At 46.1% G+C, this 24,296-nt stretch carries 17 protein-coding genes and 1 tRNA gene; 7 read left to right on the top strand and 11 right to left on the bottom strand.

The features are described 5' to 3' along the window. Nucleotides 1-58 precede the first annotated feature (58 nt). From QI63_RS09405 to msrB, 3 genes are all read left to right on the top strand, one after another. On the top strand, nucleotides 59-2,161 hold the full coding sequence (locus QI63_RS09405) for a methyl-accepting chemotaxis protein (protein ID WP_044015818.1): 2,103 nt from the start codon (nucleotides 59-61) through the stop codon (nucleotides 2,159-2,161). A gap of 22 nt (nucleotides 2,162-2,183) precedes the next feature. Beyond that, the gene (locus QI63_RS09400; protein ID WP_235619681.1) at nucleotides 2,184-3,041 is read left to right on the top strand and encodes an SPFH domain-containing protein; all 858 of its coding nucleotides are present in this window, start codon (nucleotides 2,184-2,186) and stop codon (nucleotides 3,039-3,041) included. A 137-nt stretch (nucleotides 3,042-3,178) separates the two neighbouring features. After that, nucleotides 3,179-4,276 carry a peptide-methionine (R)-S-oxide reductase MsrB gene (gene msrB, locus QI63_RS09395; RefSeq protein ID WP_044015814.1) on the top strand — a complete coding sequence of 366 codons (1,098 nt, stop codon included), beginning with the start codon at nucleotides 3,179-3,181 and terminating at the stop codon, nucleotides 4,274-4,276. A gap of 241 nt (nucleotides 4,277-4,517) precedes the next feature. On the opposite strand, the gene QI63_RS12465 is transcribed toward msrB, so the two are convergent. The 8 genes from QI63_RS12465 to QI63_RS09355 form a co-directional block, all read right to left on the bottom strand. Next, entirely contained in the window at nucleotides 4,518-6,335 is a 1,818-nt protein-coding gene (locus tag QI63_RS12465) for a S1C family serine protease (protein ID WP_235619680.1), read from the bottom strand. 29 nt (nucleotides 6,336-6,364) lie between these two features. Continuing rightward, nucleotides 6,365-8,449 (bottom strand): tetratricopeptide repeat protein, encoded by a 2,085-nt coding sequence (locus QI63_RS09385; protein WP_044015812.1) that lies wholly within the window; start codon nucleotides 8,447-8,449, stop codon nucleotides 6,365-6,367. A 1-nt stretch (nucleotide 8,450) separates the two neighbouring features. Further along, nucleotides 8,451-9,968, bottom strand: coding sequence for a tRNA lysidine(34) synthetase TilS (gene tilS, locus QI63_RS09380; RefSeq protein ID WP_044017281.1), 1,518 nt, complete (start codon nucleotides 9,966-9,968; stop codon nucleotides 8,451-8,453). 85 nt (nucleotides 9,969-10,053) lie between these two features. Then, nucleotides 10,054-10,686 carry a 50S ribosomal protein L25 gene (locus tag QI63_RS09375; protein ID WP_044017279.1) on the bottom strand — a complete coding sequence of 211 codons (633 nt, stop codon included), beginning with the start codon at nucleotides 10,684-10,686 and terminating at the stop codon, nucleotides 10,054-10,056. Between the two features lie 131 nt (nucleotides 10,687-10,817). Beyond that, a tRNA-Gln gene (locus tag QI63_RS09370) sits at nucleotides 10,818-10,890 on the bottom strand. Nucleotides 10,891-10,960: 70 nt separating this feature from the next. Continuing rightward, nucleotides 10,961-11,221, bottom strand: a complete 261-nt coding sequence (gene spoVG / locus QI63_RS09365; protein WP_016523359.1) for a septation regulator SpoVG — start codon at nucleotides 11,219-11,221, stop codon at nucleotides 10,961-10,963. Nucleotides 11,222-11,268: 47 nt separating this feature from the next. Further along, nucleotides 11,269-12,153, bottom strand: coding sequence for a 4-(cytidine 5'-diphospho)-2-C-methyl-D-erythritol kinase (ispE, locus tag QI63_RS09360; protein ID WP_052185535.1), 885 nt, complete (start codon nucleotides 12,151-12,153; stop codon nucleotides 11,269-11,271). Nucleotides 12,154-12,219: 66 nt separating this feature from the next. Next, nucleotides 12,220-12,621: an HIT family protein gene (locus tag QI63_RS09355; RefSeq protein WP_044015809.1), complete on the bottom strand. Its 402-nt coding sequence runs from the start codon at nucleotides 12,619-12,621 to the stop codon at nucleotides 12,220-12,222. 155 nt (nucleotides 12,622-12,776) lie between these two features. Here QI63_RS09355 and QI63_RS09350 point away from each other — a divergent pair, with 155 nt between their 5' ends. Continuing rightward, on the top strand, nucleotides 12,777-14,699 hold the full coding sequence (locus QI63_RS09350; protein WP_044015807.1) for an AMP-dependent synthetase/ligase: 1,923 nt from the start codon (nucleotides 12,777-12,779) through the stop codon (nucleotides 14,697-14,699). A gap of 75 nt (nucleotides 14,700-14,774) precedes the next feature. Here the strand turns inward: QI63_RS09350 and QI63_RS09345 are convergent, their stop codons facing one another. Beyond that, nucleotides 14,775-15,119: a hypothetical protein gene (locus QI63_RS09345; protein WP_044015805.1), complete on the bottom strand. Its 345-nt coding sequence runs from the start codon at nucleotides 15,117-15,119 to the stop codon at nucleotides 14,775-14,777. 195 nt (nucleotides 15,120-15,314) lie between these two features. Here QI63_RS09345 and QI63_RS09340 point away from each other — a divergent pair, with 195 nt between their 5' ends. Both QI63_RS09340 and QI63_RS09335 read left to right on the top strand, forming a co-directional pair. Further along, nucleotides 15,315-16,925, top strand: coding sequence for a 5'-nucleotidase C-terminal domain-containing protein (locus QI63_RS09340; protein WP_044015803.1), 1,611 nt, complete (start codon nucleotides 15,315-15,317; stop codon nucleotides 16,923-16,925). Between the two features lie 129 nt (nucleotides 16,926-17,054). Continuing rightward, nucleotides 17,055-18,185: a YibE/F family protein gene (locus QI63_RS09335; RefSeq protein WP_052185596.1), complete on the top strand. Its 1,131-nt coding sequence runs from the start codon at nucleotides 17,055-17,057 to the stop codon at nucleotides 18,183-18,185. A gap of 5 nt (nucleotides 18,186-18,190) precedes the next feature. On the opposite strand, the gene QI63_RS09330 is transcribed toward QI63_RS09335, so the two are convergent. Further along, nucleotides 18,191-20,158 carry a RecQ family ATP-dependent DNA helicase gene (locus QI63_RS09330; protein WP_044015801.1) on the bottom strand — a complete coding sequence of 656 codons (1,968 nt, stop codon included), beginning with the start codon at nucleotides 20,156-20,158 and terminating at the stop codon, nucleotides 18,191-18,193. A 151-nt stretch (nucleotides 20,159-20,309) separates the two neighbouring features. On the opposite strand from QI63_RS09330, the gene QI63_RS09325 reads away from it, so the two are divergent. After that, on the top strand, nucleotides 20,310-21,950 hold the full coding sequence (locus tag QI63_RS09325) for a PAS domain-containing protein (protein ID WP_044015799.1): 1,641 nt from the start codon (nucleotides 20,310-20,312) through the stop codon (nucleotides 21,948-21,950). A gap of 111 nt (nucleotides 21,951-22,061) precedes the next feature. Here QI63_RS09325 and QI63_RS09320 read toward each other — a convergent pair whose 3' ends face one another. After that, entirely contained in the window at nucleotides 22,062-24,161 is a 2,100-nt protein-coding gene (locus QI63_RS09320) for a methyl-accepting chemotaxis protein (RefSeq protein ID WP_044015797.1), read from the bottom strand. Nucleotides 24,162-24,296: the final 135 nt, after the last annotated feature.

Genomic DNA, 24,296 nt, shown 5'->3' with positions numbered 1-24,296 from the left:
GTTAATTTGTAATCGGTTAAAAAAATAAAATCCATGTTTGGAAAGGAGTCTTAGCACGATGGCAAAAACAACACCGAAACGGTTTTCAATCCGCTATAAACTCATCCTTGTTTTCGGCCTTCTTGTCATGTTTGCCGGTATTACCGAAGCAGTACTGGCAAACTGGATTGCACGTAAAGCAGTAACCGAAAAAGTCGAAACGCATTTAACGGACAAAGCAGTAGATGTCGCAAACATTATTGACGGAAGAATAAGCGCACTCTATCAATTCCTTAACGGTATTGCGCGTATGCCTTTTTTAACCGATCCCGCATATTCATATCAAGAACGGGTTGCACTCTTACAAGCAGAAACCGAGACAAACAGTAAAATTATTGAACTGGATATAACCGATCCTAACGGCACATTCTATTATGGTGGAGGAACCGTTCAAGTAGGCGACAGAGCATGGTTCCGGACAGCCATTTCGGGAACACCCTTTATTTCGGAGCCGTATAGAGAACGGGTAAACGGAACGCTCGTCATCACCCTCGCAGTACCGATATTCGATGAAAATCGGCACATTCACAGTGTCCTTTCCGCCGATGTCAAGGGACTATTGCTTGCACAAAATATCGCAGATATCGTTGTCGGTGAAAGCGGTTTCTGCTACATCATGGGTTTAACGGGAACTACCATTGCCGACAGGGACTTTCCCTTAGTGGAAGCGCTTTTTAATGCCTCCGAATTAGCAAAAACCGATCCGGACTTAGTAAGCCTTGGGGCATTCGAACAAATCGCCTTAAAAGCACAACAGCCCGCTGTTGGATACTATGAATATACGGGAATTTCAAAAATAGCCGCATACGCAAAAAGCAATATCTCAGGCTGGACAATCGTTGTTAATGCGCCCTATCACGAGTTTATGGGAACGGTCGATTCACTCACCGGTTCTATGATAACTATCGGATTATTCATACTGATCGGGGCACTTCTCATCGTGTATCTTGTGGCCGCTAAACTAGTCAAACCTATTCAAACGGCGGTATATGCATTAAAAGATATTTCACAAGGCGAAGGTAATTTGACAGTCAGACTGCCGGTTACGGGGAATGATGAAATTACCGATTTGTCCGAATTTTTTAACCAAACCATTGAAAAAATCGCTCATGCAATAAAATCGATCGGGACCAATAGCGCTGAGATGCAAACGATCGGCAATGAACTCGCAGATAATATGGTAGAAACCGCAAGTGCAGTGAATCAAATCAGTGTCAATATCGAAGGTGTAAAGCGGCAGACTTTAACCCAAGCGGCAAGTGTGACCGAAACGGCAGCAACCGTTGAGGAAATTGTCCGCACTATTAAGCAACTCAACGCCAGTATCCAAATACAAGCGGCAAGCGTTGCACAGTCTTCATCTTCGATTGAGCAGATGGTGGCCAACATCGCCTCCATTACCGATACACTCGAAAAGGCAAACGGTGCAGTAAAAAGCCTGACAACCGCAACCGACGACGGTAAAGCAACGCTTGTAACCTCGAATACCGTAACACAAAAAATAGCCGAAGAATCCGGCTCGCTGATGGAAGCATCGAGCGTTATTCAGCATATTGCATCCCAAACAAACTTGCTCGCAATGAATGCGGCCATCGAAGCCGCTCATGCAGGCGAGGCGGGAAAAGGTTTTGCTGTTGTCGCGGATGAAATCCGCAAATTGGCAGAAGATTCCGCGGCTCAAGGAAAAAATATTACAAAGACCCTTAAAATGCTCAGCGGAGAAATCGAAACACTTTCAGCATCTTCCAAGACCGTAGAAGGAAAATTCAATACCATATTTAACCTAGCAGGACAAGTGAAGGATATGAGCAATAGCCTGACCCATGCAATGCGTGAACAGGAAAACGGCAGTAAAGAAGTATTAACCGCCATCAAGAACATCAATACGGTAACGATAGAAGTACAAGAAGGCTCCGAAGAGATGCTAAAAGGCGGGGAAAGCGTTGCTGAAGAGATGCGAAAACTGGATGATCTTACCCGCATCATTACCGACGGCATGAACGAAATGGCGATAGGAGCGGCGCAGATCAATAACGCCGTTCAAGAAGTCAATAACATAACGCAGAAGAATAAACGAAGTATCGAAAACTTAACGGATGAAGTCGGCAAGTTTAAAGTCTAGCCGGCTGTAGAGGATGATGACTATGAAAAAGGTAAGTATTATTACAGTAATTGTACTCGCGTGTGCAGGAGCAGTGTTCTTTTTCGGATGGACGCAATTCTCAGTTCCTGCGGGAAAATACGGTGTCATGCTGTCAAAGTCGGGAGGCTATTACCCCCAAGCGATTATGCCCGGAAATTTTACCTGGCGATGGGAGCGGATTGTTCCTACGAATGCACAGATACTGGTATTTGACCTAACGCCCCGGCAAGTAAATTACGCGGCGGACGGTTCGCTCCCGTCGGCAGACCGATACGCTAAAATATTGAATACAAAAGATAATTTTTCGTGGGCATTCGGTATCGATGCCCTCGTTACGCTGAAACCTGAAAAGTTGGTATCAATTATCGAAAAAAACACCATACAGACGCAAGAAGCCCTTGACTCGTATATCGATTCGCATATACGCGCGGCGTTGCAGACAATTATGTACCGGTATGTTTCGGAACTGATCGACAATCCCTACGAATATCAGCAAGTAAAAACCGATTATCATACACTTTCGGAAAAGCTCAAAAACGAACTCATAAAAACAACCGGTGAAGACTTTTCTGCCGAAGCCGTTACCTTAACCAAACTCACCATCCCCGATATTCATACTTATAAGATTGCAGAACAGGCTTATAACACGTATGAACAGAAGCGCGAAATGCTTTTGGCAGAAACTGCGGCAAAAGAAGCACAATACGCAGCTTCGGAACAATTCCAGATAGACCGGCTGACAAAATGGGGAGACTTTTTGGCAAAATACCCGCACATCATTGAACTGATTGCTGTTGCACAGCAGGATTCCAAAGCGGCGCTCAATGCTTTAAAGTCGCTGGAGAAAAAACAAGAATAACCCGGTATTACAGCTTTTTATCTACTATAAAAAATTAGTTTGTCTTTTGGGGATATCGAAAAAGTAACCAACTTTTAAGACATCCCCAAGGCATACCATTCTTCGATCGGATACCCCCTCTTGGGTATAACAAGGAGCTGAAAAGCAAGATAATGATTTATAAACGTATTCATTTAGCACTGCCGCTCTGCATTGCTCTAACTCTCTGCAGCTGTATGAAAGCACAAGCAGGGGAAAGGCATAGACTGCAGAATGAAAACAAAAACGGAGGAACAGCTATGGTAACGGCGGGGAATATAAAAGAGATTTATTTGGCGGGAGGCTGCTTTTGGGGTGTTGAAGGATACTTCCGCCGTATCGCAGGTGTCGTCGAAACCGATACGGGATATGCGAACGGCACTACCGATACGACGAATTATCAGCAAATACACGGCACCGATCATGCCGAAACCGTCAAGATAACCTATAATACCGGCGTTATCGCACTCGAAGAACTATTGGAACACTATTTCCGCATCATTGACCCGCTTTCCGTAAATAAGCAGGGAAATGATGTCGGCAGGCAATACCGTACCGGCATTTACTACACCGATAAGAAAGATGTACCGGTTATTCAAGCTTTTTTAAAACGGATGCAGACACAATATGCACGCCCGCTTGCAGTAGAAACGGAACCGCTGCGGAACTTCGTATTGGCGGAAGACTATCATCAAGATTATCTTGAAAAAAATCCCAACGGGTACTGTCATATCAATTTAAGCCTTGCCTCCCTACCCCTGCATGACGAAGCGAAGTTCAAAATGCCGGATGCAAAACAGATTAAGGAACGGCTGACACCGCTGCAATACAGTGTAACACAGGAGAAAGCAACCGAACGTCCCTTTACCAGCGAGTATGATAAGTTTGAAGGAAAGGGAATTTACGTTGATGTTGTTACGGGAAAACCGCTTTTTTCTTCGAGCGATAAATACGATGCAGGCTGCGGATGGCCGAGCTTTACCAAACCGATTACCTCGCAGGCGGTTGATTTTACGCACGACAGCAGCCACGGTATGGAACGGATTGAAGTTACCTCAAAAACCGGCGGCGCGCATTTAGGTCACGTTTTTGACGACGGCCCGCAGGATAAAACAGGCTTGCGCTATTGCATCAACGGAGCTTCGTTACGATTTGTTCCCTACGAAGAAATGGACGCCGCCGGCTACGGAGACTATAAACAATACGTAACCGACTAAGGAAAACACATCAGGCTGTTTTTTAGCAACCCCGCAGAAGAATTGAGGCTGTTCAACCAGAGTTGAACCTCTTCGCGGTTCAAATGGTCTCACAGCCTCAATTCTTCTGCGATTCCGATTTACTCTGCCTGATGTGTTTTCCCATCTGTTGAAAAAAATGCGAAATTTTGGATAAAATTTCGCATAAGGCATAAGAAGAAAGCAATCGCTTTAAATATTTCTCATGCGGTTGCTTTTATTTCTAAAAATATGACGGATTGTCTAGGTATGCCCAGATGTTCATAAAGGTATCGAGATAAGCGGATTTCCGGCGTTTGGTATAAATCCGGGTGAACAGCGCATCCTCGGCTTTTTGTACTTCCATATCACGGATTTCAAGATAATCTCCGGCGGAAAAGCCTGTTTCATCGGCGTAGCTGCCGGGAATAACTTCCGTTATCCGGAAAGCCTTTCTTCCGCCGGCACTTTCAAGATACATACCATACACCGGCAGCATAGCCCGCGCACGGCTATCCTTACGATACACCAGCTCGGCAGGCTGTTTGGGACGGGCTTCCAGCTGTATGTACCAATCCTGCCGCGTTTTTTCCCAACGGTGCTCGCCTTGTTCCGCCCCTCCCATATTGCCGATTGCATCAGGCATAGTGCTGGCATTTGCATTTTCGGTATTGCCTGTTGAGCTGGCGATTGCATCGGGGGCGATACTGACGTTTGCAGCGATATCTGAGCCGGTAGTACGAGCGGCATTCGCGGCAGGAGTATGCAGGGGCGCATAGCCTGAAATCTTAATGATAGTACCGGCACTCAACCGCATCAGCTCGGCCTGAAGTGCTTCCAAGCTGGGAACCGCCCGCCCATTCAGATGAGTAATAACGGCACCGGCGGGAATAACAGACGCGGACGAGCCCGGCACTGCATAGACCAGTTCCGTACCGGCCGCCTGCTGAGGCGATTCCTTCACGGAAACGCCATAGCAAGACATCCACGCATGAACGGTTTCACCGCCTGCATAGAGCTGTGGGAGGATAAGCCGCAGCAGTTCCACCGGTATCGCAAAGTTTAAGCCCTCGTTGCGTTCAAGACCGGCAAACACAATTGCCTGTACCCTGCCCGCCTCGTCGATAATCGGCCCGCCTGAGCTGCCGTGATTAACAGGCGCATCAATCTGCAATACGCTGCCTAAAGACAGAAGACGCCGGTTTTGCGCCGACACGATACCGGAAGTAAGCGTCTGCTCCAATCCGGCGGGCGAGCCGATCGCATAGATTCTACTGCCGATGTTTAAGTCTTCCGAAGAGCCGAGCTGAAAATACACTTCGGGATTAATCTCCGTTTTAAGAAGCGCAAGGTCGAATGTCGTATCCCAGCCGACTACCTTTGCCGGTATCCGTACCGTAGGATTTTCCGCACGCTTGATGTACACACGGGAAAACCCTTCGTATTCGGGATCAACTTCGCTTTGAATAACATGATAGTTTGTAATGAGATAGCCGTTAGCGTCGATAAAAAAGCCCGAACCGATCATCCGGTCGGCTCTCCCCAACCCTTTTTCAATCGTCATACCGCGGTCTACCCACACCGTTACGGTTCCTTTCATCATCTTTCGAACCGTTTCCAACGACGGTGCATCATGTATCCCGTCTGATAATCGGGCAATATCCTGAATCAGCGCATCAAATTTCTTTTCTTTCCATTTATTCCGCTGCGCCGACATGAGTTTTTTCTCACTCCACTGTGCAGGCGTATGTCCTAATGCGGTGAGCGATCGGAATATTTTGAGCGCTTCATCCCATGTACCGTTTTCGACAGCCCTAAAAAACAATTCTTCAACAGCGCTCTGAGCGTCTTGATACAATGTGTTTATTTCATCGGTACGTTCGGTATACAGTGTTAAACGCTTTGCCCGCAATAGGGCATCGAGCGGTTTTTCTGCAATAAGACCGCGGACAGCTTCAATCTCCTGTATCACACTGCGGCCGTCCGTGTAATTGACGCTTTGAGAAAAAGAGGGAGTAACGGAGGTACAGGCGCCGAAAGTAACCAAAAGTACAATCAGCACGGATATGTTATACAAAAACCGGCTCAATCTCACTTTTGCCCCTCTGCTGTTACAGGAGCTGCCCGATTGGGAACGCGCAACATTTGAACGAACACGGCGCCTTCGGAGCGGACGGCATAGAGCTCATAACTTCCGATTATCATCGTCCGCCCTTCTACATCGGAATCGGTATTCTTAAACAACTCTATCAGTTTTTCAGCGACCTTATCCGAGAAAGAGGGGCGCATTTCGAGCCAGTATACATTGTGCGACGGATCTTTTATCAGCGGCATACTCGTTTTGCCGATAGTCAAGCGTTCCGGTGTTCCTTTTTTATAGTATACCGACACCGGAAGCCCCGAATACCGGTGCTTCCACACCGTCTGAGCATTTCCCGACGGAAACTGCGTATACTGAATTTCCGGTGTTCCGTCTTCATTTTCATCCCAATTTTTTATGACCGTTCCGTCCGTCTTGTAAAGTTCATAATATTCAAACAACTTATTTTTATTGATATCAACCGAAATTTTATCGAGCTTTCCCTGTTTGCCGTATTGTTCCAGCACCTCAAAAAATCCGTCGCCGTCATAGTCATACTCTTTTTGTGCAAGTACGCCGTTCCGATACCGGGCAAGTGCAAGCGTTTGTATTCCCGTCTTGATTTCAGCCGAAATAATCCGGCCGTCTTCAAAGTGCATCCGCATAACCGCATTTGTATCCAACGGTGAAGGTTCTTCACTGTATAATACCGAAAAGATAAAATCATGTTCTTGCAGCAGGCGGGCATTGTTGCGTAACCGCAGCGTAAAGAAAGCCGGCGCCTCCGCATCGGTATCGCGCAGTCTTAAATCAAGTTCGGTCTGAGCAACCGGCTCCCATCGAAGTGCAAGCGGACGCATGATATATTCCCGCTTTTCCGTCTTTTGCACAATCGAATGCACTGCCGGATAGCTGTCATATTGAATGGCATAACCGTTCTTCGGCGTAACAATACGATCAGGGGCGCCGAAATTGCACTGTATCTGATATTCATACACCTCATCCTGATTGAGATCGAAAAAGGCCGATACGGGGCGTCCCTGTTCAAAAAAAACAGCCGCGTTGGAGATGCCGTCACGGTTATCGTCCTCTAAGAGCACGCCGCTAAAACTTTTAAGGCGGTTACCAATCTCTTTCCTCATAGCGTCCGTACCGGTCAGCCGGCACAACTCAATCAGCTGATCGGAATACAAGGCAAACACGGGCGCTTTACCATTTTCCCTTTGCGGCAAATGGGCGGCAACGGTTACGGCAAAAAATTCTTCGACAGCGGTCTTTTCTTCGATAACGCCATACCGAAGCTCCGCAAGCACCGCGGCAAGCTGCGTCCGAGCATCAAGGTTTTGAGTGCCCGTTGCATACATATTACGGTACACTTTTAAACGGCGGCTGTTTTCCTGCGGGTTAGGATCAAAGGGAGCGGCATACACTGCCAGAGACGGCGCCTGTTCAATCCAGACATAAAGTTGCTGCAAAAGAGAGTCGGCAAGTTTTTTCCCCGCGCGGGTCATCGCTTTATCCCTCTCTTGTAAAAAGAACAGCCGAGGGAACCGAACATCAAAACTCCAACGGTTTAACGCAGTTTCGATTACATCCCGCGCCTGCCCGTCACGTCCTACCCCATAGAGCGCAGAAGCGCGGTAAAAGTCACGGTCGGCGAAATCAAAGGCAAGCGAATCCAACACTTGAATTGCTTCGTTGTAGCGTCCCGTTTCAGTATAAAGGCGGGCAAGCAGGAGAACGAGATTATCACGGTTATAGATACGCAACTTTAATCCCGAAGTCAATGCCGTTTCCGCGGCATCAAGGCATTGTGCACGGGTACCGTTCAACTGAAGAAGACATTGAGCCTTTAAATAAAAAAAGTCCGCAAAGGAATCGTCAAAAGTCATGCCTTTTTCGGTGTATTCAAGAGCTTCCGCATAGTTTGCATCGGTATAGAGCGCCGCGGCTTTTTGTAAATATTGCAGTGCATACGAGGTATTAATCTGCTGCAGTTCACGGTTTACTGTTTGCGAATAAGCCGCAGTAACAGGTAGTAATAGCATAAACAACGCTTCTGTAAGCGGAATCATCCGTTTTATATGCTTGAGCATTCTATTGTTCCTCCACAAACCAGTTTTTATATCCAAGGAAGCTGCCATACAAGGCGCGTATACGAGTACGCCTCCGAATACAAGTATCTTCTATGATAATCGGCAAAAGTTCGCGGGCAAGTGAATCAACCTGCCATTCATTTAAAATTTTTTTTACTTCTTTTACATTTCCGGATTTCATTTGAATCCGATCGCCGCCGCGCCTAGATCTGACGAAAATGGGGAGCGTAAAAGGGCCTATTCCGCTGCTTTTCTCCGTACTATCCCGCACAAAGATACCGTTGTCAGCTTGATAAACCTCCAACTGCCCCAGAGGATACGCATATATGCCGCATTGCGGAATGGTCAAACTATATGACTTTTGATTATACAGCGTAAGATAGGCAGTACTGTCAAAAAGAAGGATACGATCACCGCGGCGTTCCAACCGGAGCGCACCGGCAGCAGCAATCTTTGAGCGAGTATCCGGTTGCTTTTCCTGAACAATCAATACTGCCTCCGATACATCCGAAGCTGCCGCTGTTTCTTGCCCCGCTCCCTTCAATATTTCCGGCGCTTCCGTGAGTTCGGACGAAAGCCTAAGGAGTATGCCAAGCGGAACCCGTGTCCCGATACCGAGCCGACGGCACCCTTGTTCAAGCACCCTGAGCCGCAGCGCGGGATGGAGCGAATCGAAGAAATCCGCCGCGATTGTAAGCGCACCGTGTTTACATTGCTTCCAATCTGCCGTGCCGCCCGCGTTGGTTGCACCGGTCATACCGATAAAGGTTTTGCGCGCAGTTATCAATGCTTCTTCACAGAACGAACGATCCAGACTAATCCGCTGCAGTGTTTTATCCAGCCCGGTGCGCCACCCGCCGAAAGCCGCAGCCAATGCCGGTACTAGATGGTGCCGAATTCGGTTACGCAAATACGTATCTTCTGCATTGGTGGAATCCTCACGCCATCCGATACCCTGCTGCCGTAAAAAGACCTCGATATCGCTCCGTTCTACTGTAATAAGCGGGCGTAAATACCGTCCGCGCCGTACCGGCATTACGGATAAACTTGCCGTACTGCCGCCTTGGAAGAGCCGCATCAGCACTGTTTCATATACATCACTGAGGTTATGGGCTGTTACAATATAGTCGGCACCAACGGAAGCGGCAGTTTCTTCAAAAAGCCGGTATCTCAGCGTACGTGCGGCATCTTCGGTTCCCCTATTTCGTTCCTTTGTATAACGTGCAACTTCTCCAGCGGGGATTTCCGCGATTACACAGGATACCGGCGGATCCAGACGGCTGCACAGCTCGGCGACAAAGGCTGAATCGGCGGCGCTTTCTTCCGCACTGCGGATATTATGGTTGACCGTAACTACGGTTAATCGGCAGCGAAGCCGCGTCTGTAATCGATGAAAGGCTAACAGTAATGCCGTAGAATCAGCACCGCCCGAACACGCAAGAAGAAAGCGACACGGAATATGTGTTAAAAATGGTTTAAGATTGTTAAATACGACATCGATGAGCGGATGAGAATTCATACACTGAGAACAATAAAGCATTTTTGAGGAAAAGACAAGAACAGAAAAAAAGTGCAGGTGTAAGACCTGCACTTTGATAAGAAGGTTAGGCTTTTGCTTCCGGAGCAGCGCCTGCAGCCGGAGCTGCATCAGCTGCAGCTTCATCCGTAACAGCGGGGGCTTCTTCTCTGGCAAATTTAACCATTGCAACCGCTAAATCAGCATCAGTCAAAACCTTAACCCCTTCGGGAACTTTAATATCCCGAACGTGAATTGCTTCGTTAGCACCGAGTTTTTCAACATTGACTACGATGCGCTCAGGCAAGTTACGCGGTAAACATTCAACCTCAAGTTCTGCAATACCGGTTTCCAAAACGGCGCCTTGACGGCATGCTTCAGGAGATCCGGAAAGCCGAATCTGAATTTTAGTCCGTAACAACTGACCGCGTTCAACAGCGTAGAAATCTGCGTGGAAAACTTTATCGTTTACGATATCATATTGATAATCTTTGATAAAAACTTCAAACTCGTCTTTGTCGTCAACTTTAACGGTAATAAGCGTACTTTCGGTAACTGTTTTGAATAATTTTTCAAAATCGCGATAGGGAACATCAATAGCTGTCGAATGCCCCGCATTATCATAAATAACGGCAGGCAAACGATTAGCCCTACGGCATTTTGCAGTAGCAGCTTTTCCAAAATCTGTTCGGCGGCAGGCTGTCAAAACTCTCTCTTCCATAATCAGGAACTCCTTTGCATATAAAGCAAACAAGAGGCTCCTTCTGTATGAAAAGCCCCTTTTTTATATTTACATTCATATAAAGTCAACACGGATTATTTTGCAACAAAATAATCCGTATCTCCTTCAGACTGGGACGGTAGGATTCGAACCTACGGAATGACGGCACCAAAAGCCGTTGGCTTACCACTTGCCGACGTCCCATTATAAAAAACCATGCATTCATGCACGGTAATTTTCCTATTATTATAAACCGATCTGCATACCATCGGTTCTAGCTTTCTGCACAAGCCTCGTATGCGGAAAGTATCTTTTCTTGCAGTACCGATCGGAATTCAGGTGTTATCGGATGAGCAATATCCTTGTACGCGCCGGTCTTAGTTCTACGGCTCGGCATTGCAACAAAAACACCTTTTTCGCCTTCAATAAGCTTCACATTATGCAGTACGAAGCAGTCATCAAAGGTAACGGTTGCATAAGCCTTTAATTTGCCTTCAGCTACGGTCTTCCGGATCTGGACATCAGTGATCGTCATACTATGCCCCTCCTTACGGTAGAGCCATTATACACCGTAAAGTCTTGTTAGGCAAGTAAAAGAAACGGTTTACACCAGCTCCATCTTTTTGCCAAGACTTTGAATGCAGAAGCCATAAGATTTTCAGAGCTAAACAACCCGAAAACAGCGGAACCGGAACCGCTCATCTGTGCAAATTCCGCACCTTGTTCGCAGAGCTCGTTACGCACACGACCGATAACGGGGTAGCGCTGCTCAAGCACCGGCTGAAAATCATTTACAAAGCACCATTTCCCAAGCGGATCATGATACTGCTTTATCAGTTTTTCATATCCCCAGGCTTCATATTCGCCGGATAGTATTCCCTTTTGTTTATCCAAAAGCGAATAAGCTTCTTTCGTCGAACTCTGCACATCCGGCCAAATCAGGATACCGAAACAGTCAGTACGGGATTGTATCGGCTCAAAAACCTCTCCTCGTCCCGACACGATTCCTGCCGCCTCCCTAAGAAAGAACGGCACATCGCTACCGACTTGTAAAGCAAGATCTATCAACTCAGAATCGGTTAACGGCATCGCAAAAAGCTCATTTACAACCTTCAGTAAGGCAGCCGCATCGGATGACCCTGCACCCAAACCGCTTCCTGCAGGAAGATTTTTTATCAACCGAACTCTTATGCCCGCATTGATTCCCGCCGCGTCTTTAAACACTTTCCATGCTTTAGTCAATGTGTTATCAGCAGGCAATGGCAACAAAGGAGATTCAACCGTACAACTGTGCGAATCGCTTGATTGTGTTATGGAAAGATAATCCGCTATTGAAATACGCTGAAAAACACTTTCGAGGTTATGAAACCCATCTTCTCTTTTTGCCAGAACCTTTAGATGAATATTAATCTTCGCATATGCACAAAGACTAATTGCATCGGCACTCATGCTTGAAGCATTATTCATATATTGTGAGTTTTGTCAACCGCCCCAAATATCTCCAAAACATCTTCGATCCGGCAGCGGTGCGCTTTACATCTTGAGTCTTTTATACGTTTCTTCGAGCGGATGTACAGCTCCGCCGAATTTCGGGAAACTCGGAACGGCGTCACCTGATTTCCGCGGAATAAGGTGTATATGCAAATGAAAAACCGTCTGGCCTGCGCATTGGTTATTTGCATTCAGCATATTGATACCTTCATATCCGCAGTCAGTCACGCAATGGTTCGCGACCTTTTTTACCGTATCCATTACATGCTGGAGCGTTGCTTCATCCGCATCCAAGATATTCGTAACATGTTTTTTGGGGACGACCAGCATGTGACCGTCAACATCTTTTGCAATATCCATAAAGACAATCGTATATTCATCTTCATAAATTTTCATGCATGGAATTTCACCTTTAATAATCTTACAAAAAATACAATCATCCATACGTTAGCTCCTTTTCTTTTCATTGTAAGAGGAAACCTCTTTGCCGTCAATCATACGTCTTGAACATCCTCTTTATTTTGCGGGAATATCCGAAGACCGTCTGATGAGGTTGCCTTTTACTTGACTGATTTTTTCTTTTGTGCTAGCGTTTCGGCATGAACGACATCACAATGCCGCAATTGTTGCAACAAATTGCAAAAAAGCATCCGAATATTGCCGCTCAATATTCAAAGAATGAGCAAGGCGATTTTAATCCGCTCTCCTACACCGATGTTTTTGATCGGGTATTGAGTTTCGCAGGCGGGCTGTTATCCCTCGGCATCACGCGGGGCGATAGAGTCGGCCTTATCGCAGATAACCGGAAAGAATGGTACCATGCCAGTATGGGGATTATGGCGATCGGAGCTGCTGATGTTCCGCGCGGCTGTGATGCAACCGAACAGGATTTAGTACGCATTTTATCTTTCGCTGAATGTACGGCTGCTGTCATAGAAAATCGGGATCAATTCATAAAAATTCTGAAAAATCAGCAACAGTTCCCGCTGCTCAAAACGCTCATTGTTTTTGATCCTTTTGATATTCAAGATGAAGAGCTCAAAACAAAGGGTGACATTTTCCGCTTTGCAATGTACAGCTATGATGAGATTATCGAACGGGGTATGGCATATCGGAAAGAACACCCCGAAGCGGTTGAACGGGAGCTGGAAAAAGGCAGCGATACGGAAGTTGCTACGATCATTTTTACCTCCGGTACGACAGGCGAACCTAAGGGCGTTATGCTGACGCATAAAAACTTTGCCGTGCAGCTGGATGATCTTAAAACAAGAGTTATCCTCTATCCCGGCGAAAAGGCCATTGTGGTTCTGCCGGTATGGCATAGCTTTGAGCGGCTCTGCGAATACGTTATTTTGGCTTCTGCTGCGGGAATGGTATACTCTAAACCGGTGGGAAGCATCCTGCTTGCAGATATCGCAAAAACCAATCCGGCACTGTTCCCGTCGGTACCGCGTATATGGGAATCCGTCTATACCGGTGTTTTTAAGGCAATGAAGCAGGCTGGCGGCATTAAGCAAAAACTGTTCAACTTCTTTGTCGCGGTAGGCTTGTTCCATGCACACCATGCGCGGAATGTAACAGGGCAAAATCCGCACTTTGTGCCTTATACAAAGATCACCCGTCCTATTATTTCCTTTATACCCTATCTTTTCTCCCTGCCGCTCTATGCGCTGGGCAATGCGCTTGTGTTTAAAAAGATCCGTACCAAACTCGGTACCGGCTTCCGGCAAGGAGTTTCAGGCGGCGGTGCGCTACCGCCGAATATCGATGCTTTCTTCTGGGCTATCGGTGTAAGCGTTACCGAAGGCTACGGTTTAACTGAAACGGCACCGGTTGTGTCGGTTCGCCCGCTCGGACGCCCCGTATTCGGCACTATCGGGAAGCCGCTGTCGTGTACGGCGGTAAAGATTGTCGATGACAACGGGAAAGAGCTGCCGGTAGGCCAACTCGGTACGGTAATGATCCGCGGCACCAGTGTTATGAAGGGGTATTACAAACGGCAGGATTTAACCGATGCGGTCATCGATAAAGACGGTTGGTTCGATAGCGGCGACCTCGGATTTAAAACGCTTGACGGCGAACTTATCCTACGCGGCAGAAAAAAGGATACGATTGTACTGCGCGGCGGAGAAAACATCGAGCCGGTACCGATTGAAATGAAGCTGCAAGAATCGCCATTCATTGCGCAAGCCGTAGTTCTCGGGCAGGATCAGCGCTTTTTAGGCGCACTCATCGTTGCGGATGAAGCGGAAGTAAAAAGCCATGCAGCAGAACAAGGAGTAGCCGCAGATTCGCTTTCGGAACTGTTGGAAAAGCCGGAGATCAAAAAACTTTTTGAACGGCAAATTGCTTCGTTGATAAACCATGAAAATGGTTTTAAGCTGTTTGAACGGATTAATCGTTTTGCGCTCCTTGCCAAACCTTTTGAAGCAGGTGTGGAACTTTCGGCAAAGCAAGATATCATGCGCTATAAGATTACGTCGTTATACAGCAAACAAATCAACACCCTCTTTACCGACTAATGGAAAAGATTTTCCATCGCTCGCAGCCGCAATCTGTAACGTTGGGGGATCAGCTTCTTTGGCCGAAAACGACCTTCATATTCTATAGTGAGCTTCAATTTCTTGTAAGATATTTAATGAGTACGTATCTTTTGCGAGTTTTTCCTTCAAAACATGAAGGTTTTGAAGGAAGCCTTGAGGAATTTCTGTGGTATCACTTTTTCGTATAAGTGAATACAAAAGCTCAACACATTCGGTACATAAATAGGGGTTTGTTTCAGACTGTATAAAAAACACAACTTCCATTATAGCGCTAAAAGTATCTTCTGCAGTAAATGCAGTATCTATTTTATCCCGTGCTTTTGCAAAAAACCATTCATCTTTTTGCAGCTCTGTTTGCCAATTGAGCTGTAAATCTTTAAGCACTTCATTTATTTTCATGTTTATTCCTATGTGCATGATATTATACGGCATATCATTCTTAATTAACATAAGAAATCCAGTCTGTATACAATAACGCCATATCTTTTTATCTACGCCATAGTTTATAGAGGTTTTTCCTTATAACTTTTTCTCTCTTTTTTCCTTGCATTTTTTTCTATCCGTTTTACACTAAAGAACATAAGGAGTATGCAAATGACACAGAAAAAAGTTTTTAAAACACTGTTCGTTGTTCTGGCGGCTGCATTTATGCTGTTCCCGTCGTGTAAAACAACCGAATCCGCTCCGGCAGCTGTATCAAAGCAATACAGCGCTATTGAAGCAACAGCGCCGGCCAATCAAGTGGATGTGCTTCTATTCAACGACTTCCACGGCAATGTCGCGGAAGATACCCGTCCCGGTAAAGGGAAAAATGCCGGTATGGCAAAGCTGCTCGGCTATGTGCACACCGCACAAAGGGAAAACCCGAATACGATTGTCGTAGCGGGCGGTGATAACTATCAAGGTACTGCAATTTCCAATTTGACCTACGGTGCACCGGTTTCCGCAATGATGAAGGCAATGGGCGTATCGGTATGCGCAGTCGGAAACCACGAGTTTGACTGGGGCGTAACGCACATGACCCAATGGCAAAAAGACGGCGGCTTCACCTTCTTGGCGGCAAATATCGTTGATAAAAACACCAAGAAGCCTGTCTCGTGGGCAAAACCGTACATGATTATCACTAAAGGCGGTTATAAGGTTGCATTTATTGGTTTAGCACATCCCGACACGGTCACTTTAACAAAAGCCGAACATGTCAGCGGATTGGACTTTACCGATCCTGTGAGCGCCGGACAGCAATGGGTTGATTACCTTTTGGCCGGAAAAGCAAAAGAAGGGAAACCGGATGTCATCATCGCATTGACGCACATCGATTCGGATCAGAAAGGTGAAGAAATTACCGGAAATGCAGTTGCCCTTGCTAAAATTAAGGGTTTAAACGCGATATTATCAGCTCACAGCCACCGGCCGGTACAAGGGGTTGCAGGCGGTATGCCGATTATGCAGGCATACTGCTATGGCCGCGCAGTCGGAAAACTCAGTATCACATTCGATAAAAATAAGAAAATTGCATCCATCACCCCTGCTCTTGATGAAATTTGGAAGCATAAAGACACTATCGTCGAAGATGAAGTAGGCAAAGCTGTGCATGCAAAATACGAAGCTGACTTAAAACCGATCTTAGGCAAAGTAATCGGCACCGCTGCCGGTGAATTTACCCACGAAAGAAGTGAAAAAGGTAGCAACACCTTGCTCGGCGTATGGGCTTCCGAAGCTCAGCGGAAAGTAGGTAAAGCGGATATCGCCATCCAAAACGGCGGCGGATTACGCAGAACGCTTGCAGCGGGAAATATTACCGTCGGCGATCTGTACGAAATTATGCCGTTCGACAACTACTTGGTAGTGTTCGATCTTCCCGGTTCGGAAATCAAAAAGGCAATTGATCACGGTATTATGAACCCGAATATCACAGACGGACAGTTTGCAGGATTAAAGGTTGAATACGACGGCACCAAACCTTTTGAAAGCAGAGTAACTTCTATCGCATTAGCCGATGGAACTCCGCTCGATATGAACAAAACATATAAGGTTGTTGTCAACGACTTTATGTTTACCGGCGGCGATAAATACGATTTCTCGAAGGCAACGAACGTCGTCGAAACATACGTTCCGATTCGTGATGCTTTAATCGACGAAATTAAAGCGGCAAAAACAATTACGCCGAAAGCTCCGGATTACATCAAAGATATCAGTAAAAAATAAAAGGGAGTCCTTATACACAATGAAACAAGCAATGTATGTTCGCATACATTGCTTGTTTTTCTTTTTGGTATTCGTCATGCAGCAAAAAATCAAACGGTCTTTTATTTTCTTTTTTTTATCCTTACAATTATGCTTACAGCGCAAATCCCCGTATTTGCAGAGGCAGACACCGATTCAAAAGATAAAGGATTGGCGGAATATTACGACACGCAACTTAATTTGCCGAAGAATCAGGTGGTAAAAGCGCGCGTCATTGAAATCGTATATGATGACCTTGCGGAAAGCAGGCCGGATGTTCCGATTGAATCCGACTTCCGGTATCAGCATTTAAAAATAGAAATTTTAACCGGCAAGCATAAGGGCGAAGTGTATACCGTCCGCAACACTATTGAACTGGCAATTCCGTACCGGCTTATCTTCCGTGTCCATGAAAAAATGATACTGCAGGTGGACGAAGATGAAGAAACCGGAAAGATAATAAACTTAAAAATCTATGAGCGTGCACGGGACACAAAAGTCTATGCACTCATCGTAATCTTTGCGGCAGCACTTATTATCGTCGGCAAAAAAAACGGCCTTAAAGCACTGATTACGCTCGGTATTACCGTAGGTCTTATTTTCGGTATTTTTCTCCCGTGCATTATACGGGGTTTTAACCCGATCTTATTGGCGCTCGCCGTATGCAGTTCAGCAACGGTTATCACGCTGCTGATCATCAGCGGCAGCAATAAAAAAACATATACGGCTATCATAGGTACAATCGGCGGTGTTATCATCGCAGGGATATTCGCATTTATTGCCGGTAAGGTACTCATGCTGACAGGGCTTGGAAATGAGGACGCGCAAATGCTTGCCTTTATACCGCAGCACCGTAGGATTGACTATCAAGGTTTGTTGTTTGCAGGTATTATGATTGGTGCACTCGGCGCGGTGATGGATGTGGCAATGTCCATCTCATCGGCAATGTGGGAGATTATTTCCGTAAGCCCCGACATATCAAAAAAGCAACTGATAAAGTCCGGCATGAATATCGGCCGAGACATCATCGGCTCGATGTCGAACACACTGATTTTGGCGTATGTCAGTACCTCCATTCCGGTACTGCTGCTGTTTATTCTATTCTCCAACGGCTTTACCGAAATTATCAACCTCGAACTTTTAGCCTCCGAAGTACTGCGCGCAGTCGCCGGAAGCATCGGGCTTATCTGCACCATCCCGATTACGGTGCGCCTTGTCGGGAGATGGCATCACACATCGTGATGCGGTTACATCCCCGTATTTTCCACAAGGCGTAAAAGCGCCGAGCCGAATTTTTCCGCTTTTATTTCGCCGATACCGAATACGTTCAGCAGTTCACGTACCGTGCGCGGCTTCTTAAGGATGAGGTCTTCGATTGTTCTATCTCCGAATATAACGTAAGGCGGAACGTTTTCTTCCTCGGCAGCGTGTCTGCGCCAGTCTTTTATCGCTTCATACAACGCTGCGTCATCTTCATTCAACGTGCGCAAAAATTCACCTCGCTTATATTCACCTCGTTTATGTGCAGCATCATTCTTTTTAGAATCAATACCGGTCTTTTTAGATTCTGCTTGATTCACCCCGCTCTGCCCAACAAGCTCGATCGGGAGTTCGATTTTTGCGCGGGATGCAAGCGTCCGTTTACCGTTCTCGGTTATAATGAGCACATTGTAATCACCGGTTTTTTCGACAAGTCCCGCATAGATGAGCGCATCGGACAGCGCAAACCAATCCTCTTTTGAAAGCTCCCGCCCGATTCCCCATGTTGAAACTTTATCATGCCTGTTTTCAATAATCCGCTTTTGCTTTGAGCCGAGCAATACATCGACAATATACGAAAGCCCGAACCGCGATTGCGTACGGTATATGCAGCTCATAAACTTTTGAGCCGGGATTGTAACATCTGTCAGCGGAGACGGAGGCGCGGCACACACATCGCAGCATGGAAAAGGACATATTTGTCCGGCAACGCTTTCGTTTTCACCGCCGATGTCTTCCGGTTTTGCATCAGGGCTTTCGGCTTTCTCGTTGGCTGCCGCCGGAACAAACCGCTCTCCGAAATACGACAACAGAAAATGACGGCGGCATGTCCGAGCGGACGCAAACCTGAGCATTGCCTGCAAGAGCCGTTCGGAGTTGGTGCTGTCCGCGGCCTCTTCAAAAAACGAACGAATTTTATGTGCATCGCCTGCGCTGTATAAAAGTAGGGCGTGAGAGGCAAGTCCGTCGCGTCCTGCTCGTCCAATCTCCTGATAATATTCTTCGAGCGACTTGGGTAAATCATAATGGATAACAAAGCGGACGTTCGGTTTATCAATTCCCATACCGAATGCAACCGTCGCAACCATAATCCGCACTTTATCGCGGATAAATTGCTGTTGATGATTTCTCCGCTCTTCGTCGGAAAGACCTGCGTGATAATTGAGCGCCGAGTAGCCGGAATCCGTGAGCTGTTCGGTGAGCTTATCAACTTGCTTGCGCGAAAAACAATAAATGATTCCGCTTTCACCGCTGTGTTGTTCAAGGCAGGCGATGACCTCGCGCAGCGCATTCCGCTTAGGACGTACCTCAAGAAAAATATTTGCGCGGTTAAAACCGGCGACAAAAACGTCCGGCGTTTTCATACGGAGATTTGCCGTAATATCTTCTTGCACCTGTGCGGTTGCAGTTGCCGTAAGCGCAAGAAAAACCGCATCCCTAAACTGCGCACGGATATTCGAAATTTCCAAGTAGTCGGGTCGGAAATCGTGCCCCCACTCGCTAATGCAATGAGCTTCGTCAATGGTAATGCAGCTGACCGGCAGGCTTGCATCATGCAGTATAGACTGCGTGCGCTCCGCCGCAAGCGCTTCAGGCGAAAGGTATACCAGTTTGACACTTCCCGACTTAATACGCTGCACCGCATCGAGATAGTCCCCCCATTCAAGCGAGCTATTCAAGAAAACTGCGCTCACACCGTTTTCGACAAGGGAAGCAACTTGATCCTGCATGAGTGAAATCAGCGGAGAAACAACAAGCGTAATACCGCCGAACAAAAGCGCAGGGATTTGATAGCACAACGATTTTCCGCCGCCGGTCGGCATAACGGCAAGCGTATCGCGCCCCGACAACACGGAGGCAATCACTTCCTTTTGCATAGGACGAAATTCATCATAACCGAATGTCGTTTTAAGTACAGCGTATGCGCGGTTTAGCAGTTCAGCATTTTTTTCCATAAGGCGATTATATCTATTCCATACGGCTTGCAAAAGAGATTGACTTGACGCAAGGTAGATATTTCTTTATCTTTACTGTAAATAAAGGTTAACAGATATCTCTTATCGCTTCCAGGAATAAGAAACTACAGCCTTTATACGGAGGACGCCTATGGAAATGAAACGCCATTTAGATTCAGTAAATGATGCAAAGATAAAAACGGTTCTTCAGCTGAAGAATGACTATAATGCAGGCAAAATCAGTTTAGCGGATGCCAAACGGATATTAAAAGAAAAAGTCGGTTCCTTAAAACCGTACGAGATCGCCCTCGCAGAACAGGAACTTAAAGAGTTTGATGAAAATGAATGTCAAAAAGAAGACATTCAGAAAATGCTTGAGCTTTTTGAGGACATTATGGATACGAGCCGTCCCGACTTACCCGACGATCATCCTATCATGTGCTATTACCGCGAAAACGATGCGCTCAAAAAAATCCTATTGGAAATCGAAGACCTTGTGCAATACCCGCTTATCAAAAATCAGTGGCTCGGTATATATGACCGGCTGGATCAGTTCAGAATACACCTGTCACGCAAACAAAATCAGCTCTATTCCATTTTGGAAAAAAAAGGCTTTGACCGGCCTACGACAACTATGTGGACGCTGGATAATTTTATCCGTGATGAAATACGGGATGCGCGAAAATTACTTGACGACGATGCCGACGATCAATTTATTGCGGTGCAATCTTCGATTGTTGCCGATGTACGCGACTTACTGCAAAAAGAAGAAGCAATTTTGTATCCTACTTCGCTTGCGATGATCAATGAAAAAGAATTTGAAGAGATGAAATCGGGAGACAAAGAAATCGGCTTTGCGTGGATAAACGACAGCGGAGCACATAGTTTAACAGCTAAAAACAATTCCGCACAAACGGCACACGATACGCAAACGCAGGGCGCTACCGGCACTGTTTCTTCTTTAACGGATGATTTAGCGGCAGTATTACGCAAGCACGGTTTAAATGTCGGCGGCGGAAACAGTTCCGTTTTTGATGTAACAACCGGTAAGTTGACACTCGAACAGATTAATTTGATTTACCGGCACCTACCCGTCGATCTTTCGTATGTAGACGAAAACGAAATCGTTTGCTTTTATTCCGATACGGAGCATCGTGTGTTTCCGCGCAGCAAAAACGTCATCGGGCGGAATGTTAAGAACTGTCACCCGCGGGCAAGTGTGCATATTGTCGAAGAGATTATCGAAAAGTTCCGCTCGGGCGAACAGGACTCTGCAGAATTTTGGATCAATAAACCCGGCATCTTTATCTACATTCTGTATACGGCAGTCCGTGACGAACACGGTAAATTCCGCGGCATCCTCGAAATGATGCAGGACTGCACGCATATCCGCAGCCTAACCGATTCGCAAACGCTGCTGACGTGGAAAAAAGGCGGCGAAATAAATGGCCAAACCGTTATCCAAGAAAACTCAAATGAATCTCATAACGGCAATACCGTCGATGCGAAAAGTACAGTCGGTACGCCACATGCGCAGACTTCCGAATCTCCGCAGCGGGATAAAAAACTTTCCGCAGCGGGTATTACCGCCGATACGCTTTTAAAAGATATCTTTGAAGATTATCCCGCGTTAAAAGATCAAATGGAAGAAATCAGCCCCAAGTTTAAAATGCTGAAAACGCCGCTCGCACGGATCATGCTGCCGAAGGCGACGATTAAAATTGCGAGTGAACGCACCGGCGTTGAACTGAATACTTTAATTGCGGAAATAAAAAAGCGGCTTGGAAAATAGAGCACGCAAAATATCTCTTGAGTAATTATGCTGCATAATTACTCAAGAGGAAATATGCATAGAATCTTTAAAAGCTACCCGAGTTTTTTCAAATGCTCTAAAGTTTCTCTTCTATATTTTAAACTTAGACACTTCCTGTGCTAAATTTTCAATACTTCGTTTGTTTTTATTGGTGATTTCTTTTACACCTTGAATTGCATTATTGATTTGCACTGCTGCAGCCGCCATTTCTTTCATACTCGCAGCGATTGTGTTGGTCAGCCCGTCGAGTTTTTTCATTTCGTGTGCAACCCCTTCTCCGCCTTTGAGCATATCGCCTGAACCGTCTTCTATTTCAACGGTTACCTCACTAATATTCTTAATAGCCTCCAATACTTCGCGGCTTCCGTTTTCCTGCTCTCTCATCGACTCGGTTAAACGGGTACTCATATTTTTTACCTGATCGGAAAGCGTAAAAATAGTAGCAAATTTTTCACCGGCAACTTTTGAAGAAGTAGAAAGCCCTTCGATTTCCGCACTCAAAGTTTTAAGCGTAGCGGTAATCGTCTTACCCTGCGCAGCGGAATCTTCTGCAAGTTTGCGGATTTCGTCCGCAACAACCGCAAACCCCTTTCCAGCCTCACCGGCATGAGCTGCTTCGATAGCGGCATTCATTGCAAGTAAGTTCGTTTGAGATGCGATGTGTTGAATGACACTTGAAGCTTCCATCAAGCTGCCAGACTCCTCCGCAATTTTCTGAGTAACGCTGCCGGTATTCACGATAATCTCTCGTCCGTCCGCAGTCGCTTCTGCGAGTGTTTTAATAACCCCGTCCGTCTTTTCAAGCGTATCGGTAATCGATGCGATATTGGCAACCATCTCTTCTATAGCGGAAGAAGAAACGGACACACTTGCCGACTGGCTTTCTATGCGGGTATTTAATTGACGTATCGTTTTGATAATTTCTTCAACCGTTGCAGCCGTTTCTCCGACACTTGCAGTCTGCGTCAATGCTTGCTGTTTTACACCGTCGATATTTTCATTTATCTTATGGACAGCTTGAGCTGTCTCGGTCATATTCTGAGCCAGTTCATCACCAATCGATCGCATTATTCCGGCATTGCTATCGATGGATTGTATGGAAGAACGAATCTTTTTAATCGTCTCATTAAAATATTCCGATAGCCGCGTTACCTCATCATTACCGATAAGAGGAAGCTGCACGGTCAAATCACCCTCCCCTTGCGAAATATCTTTCAGTGCATTAACCGCTGTCTGAACGGGAGCGACCATCTTTGCCGCAATAAAAAATATAATTGTCAATGTTACCACAAGAATAATAATACCGATGATAATGATCATTTTACGAAAATCCGTAATTGCGCCAAGAAACTCTTCCGCCGGAGCAGCAATAATAATTGTCCATTCCGTATCCGGCATTTTCGTATAAGCTGCAATATGCTTTTTACCGTTGTAAGTATAATAACCGATACCGTCGGAAGAATCCGAAACCGCTTGCCGCTGAAACTCTGCGATGGATGCGAAGGAGCGGTCAGTCTTTGCCAGTTCCATTGTATTTTGTTGCGCTTCAACAATTGATGTATCCTTATGGGCAATAGTTGTTCCGTCCATTCCTAAAATATGGCAATTTCCCGTTTTACCGATTTTGATTTCCGATATGGTATCACAAATAACAGTTCCTCCCAGTCCTGCACCCAAAACAGCGATAACATTATCCTCGCTATCTAACATCGGAACAGCCAAAATAACTTCCAGTTTTTTAGTAAGTGTTGAAATATGAGGCTCGCTGATAAAAGGAACTCCGCTCACCGCGCTCTTATACCAATCCGTGTCCCCGACAAAGCCAACCGTACCGTCGGCATAATAGCTGTTTCCCTTGGTATCGCATATATTAAAAAAACTGAGAGTGTCGGCATATCCGATATCGTCACGTACAATTCGCGTTTTTTCCGTAAAAGACACTGAAGGATCCTTTATTGCCGGATTACGCATAAAACCGCTTAAGAAACTGAAGTCCCCTTTAATATCGCTCGTAATAAACAAGGCTATATCGTTTACTTTGTCGATAAGATGCGCATTGACCCGCGCAGTAAGGGCTTGTTGCGCAGTATACCGCGCCAACGAACCTTGTATAACACCGGCTACCGTAATCAACGTTCCGAAAATGATAAGCAGCTTCTTACGAATAGAAAAACTTTTCTTTTCCCGCATAAAGAGAAATACCTCCGCATACCGAGTACCTCTCTAACAACTTTGCTCGCTTTAGAGGCTACTTCGTCTACAATAATATGTTCACTATATCTGAGTTTAGCAGGGATGACAATACATATTCGATATCAGGATAAA

Origin of the sequence: Treponema sp. OMZ 838 (assembly GCF_000775995.1) — a bacterium.
In the GTDB taxonomy this organism is placed as follows: domain Bacteria; phylum Spirochaetota; class Spirochaetia; order Treponematales; family Treponemataceae; genus Treponema.
This window is presented reverse-complemented; position numbering and strand designations above follow the sequence as displayed.